3 protein-coding genes are annotated in these 2,222 nt (G+C 69.5%); 1 reads left to right on the top strand and 2 read right to left on the bottom strand.

What is annotated here, in order from left to right; genetic code table 11:
* Both WBP48_RS07495 and WBP48_RS07490 read right to left on the bottom strand, forming a co-directional pair.
* Positions 1–1,184, bottom strand: a 1,184-nt coding sequence (locus WBP48_RS07495) for a glycoside hydrolase family 1 protein (protein WP_424438388.1), incomplete at its 3' end; no start/stop codon positions are given.
* Positions 1,185–1,245: 61 nt separating this feature from the next.
* Positions 1,246–1,491 (bottom strand): hypothetical protein, encoded by a 246-nt coding sequence (locus tag WBP48_RS07490; protein ID WP_424438385.1) that lies wholly within the window; start codon positions 1,489–1,491, stop codon positions 1,246–1,248.
* 107 nt (positions 1,492–1,598) lie between these two features.
* Between WBP48_RS07490 and WBP48_RS07485 the strand changes: the two genes are divergently transcribed.
* A partial coding sequence (locus WBP48_RS07485; RefSeq protein WP_424438382.1) for a LacI family DNA-binding transcriptional regulator occupies positions 1,599–2,222 on the top strand: 624 nt, incomplete at its 3' end.

The raw sequence follows: 2,222 nt of genomic DNA, 5'->3' as shown, positions 1-2,222 counted from the left end.
CAGCGCGGGGCGGGGAGCGCGCCGCGACGAGCGAGGTCGCCGAGCCACGCGAGGCTCGGCTTCGGCGTGCGGGCGAACGTCTGCCGGTCGACGGCGACGAGCCCGAAGGTCGGGCGGAACGAACCCCACTCGTAGTTGTCCAGCAGGGACCAGTGCAGGTATCCGCGCACGTCGAGCCCGTCGCGCAGCGCCGCGGACACACCCTGCAGAGCGCCGGTCGTGTAGTCGATGCGGCGGGTGTCGTCAGCGGTCGCCATGCCGTTCTCGGTCACCATCATGGCCACGCCGCCGGTGACCTCCCACGTGTGTCGCAGGGCGTGACCGAGCGCCTCGGGGTAGTACTCCCACCCCGTCAGAGTGCGTTCGACGTCGTCGGGGAAGGGCGCCGGCCCGTCGGGGCCGATGATCGTGCGCAGGTAGGACTGCACGCCGATGAAGTCGTCGTCGCGGGCCTGCTCGAGGAAGAAGTCCTCGCGCCAGTAGCCCCACTCGTCGCGTTCCTTCTCATAGCCGGGCAGCGCCTGGTACACCTGGTTCGCGACCGACCACCCCGCTTTGACGTGCCCGAGTCCCCGAAGCACCTCGACCGACGCGTGGTGGGCATCGGCGATGATCCGCGACGCGTGCGGCGAGGGCCCCGGGAAGTTGACGCCGACCTCGGTGTCGATCCTCGCCTCGTCCTGATTGACCATCATGTTGGGCTCGTTGATCGTCACGACCCAATCGACGTCGTCCAGGATGCCGGTGGCGATCTCGGTGAAGCGGCGGAAGCGGTCGACGGCATCCGGCGCGTACCAGCCGCCCTCGGCGGACTGCCAGCGCGGCATCGTGAAGTGGTGCAGCGTCACGACGGGGGTGATCCCGGCATCCCGGCACGTGTCGATCATGCGCCGGTAATGGTCGAGTTGCGCGCGTGAGACCTCATCACGCGCGGGCTCGATGCGAGCCCATTCGATCGAGAAGCGGTAGGTGTTCAGCCCGGATGCCGCCAGCAGCCCGATGTCTTCGGGATAGCGGTGGTACGAGTCGCACGCGTCGCCGGAAGGCTCGTCGACGGTGGTGTCGGCGGCGTGCTCGAACACCCAGTGCGAGGTGTTGACGTTGCCCCCCTCGATCTGGTGCGCAGCCGTAGCAGCTCCCCACAGGAAGCCGTCCGGGGAGGGGATGGTCTGGTCCACGGTCACGAGATTCCTTTCGTCGGCGGGCCAGGAACGAGGTCACAGGAACGAGGTCACGGGATCGAAATCACCGGATCGAATGCGCGGGGCACGGCGGGCGCAGGTCGACGACCGCGCAGCCGAACGGCGCGAGTCGCAACGTCGCCCCGCCCCGCGCGCCGGCACCTCCGGAATCCGGAGCGAGCTCCGCTCGGTACAGCTTTTCAGTGGCGCTGCCGCGCCGTGGGGGCGCGAAAATCTGCCTCAGGTGGCGGGACTTTCGGGTCAGGACGAGGTCGTCGAGCTCCATCGTCGTCGTCTCCGTTCGCGTCATCGTCGGTCGGGAAAGCGCAACCCCTTGATGTATCCGGTTACAGTGCGCTACTGTACCTGATGTATCCGGTTACATCCACCGCAAGGACGCAGAAGGGACACGGAGCCGTGGCAGCGAGCAAGCCGACCATCCGGGACATCGCCCGCGAGGCGAGCGTCTCGGTGGCCACCGTGTCGCGCGTCACGCACGACGATCCGAAGGTCACGGCGACCACCAAGCGTCGCGTGCAAGAAGCGATCGACCGTCTCGGCTACCGCCCGTCCTCGCTCGGTCGCGCGCTGTCATATCGCCGGACCGACACCCTCGGCATCGTGCTCCCCGGCCTCGGCGGCCCCTACTTCGCGGCGCTCATCGAGGGGGCCGAGTCGGTCGCCGTCGAGCGCGGCGTCGCGATCAACGTGCTCGGCACACACCTGCGGCCGGATGCCGCGGCATCCGTTCGCCAGCTCGCGGAGCGCACCGACGGGCTCATCGTCGCCGGGGGCACCCTGCCCGAGAGCGAACTGGCCGCGCTGGCGCGCACGGGCCGCGTCGTGCTCGTCGCCGGCGCACTGGATGGCATCGCCGCTGTCGTCATCGACGGGCGGGCCGCCGTCGCCGAACTGGTCGCGCATCTCATCGACGTCCACGGTCACCGGCGATTGCGTTTCGTCGGTGAGACCGCGGGCTCGCCCGACGCCGCAGACCGCTACGCCGGGTTCCGCGATGCGCTCGCCGCCGCGGGGCTCGAC

This window comes from Microbacterium sp., from assembly GCF_049661145.1.
GTDB lineage: Bacteria > Actinomycetota > Actinomycetes > Actinomycetales > Microbacteriaceae > Microbacterium.
This window is presented reverse-complemented; position numbering and strand designations above follow the sequence as displayed.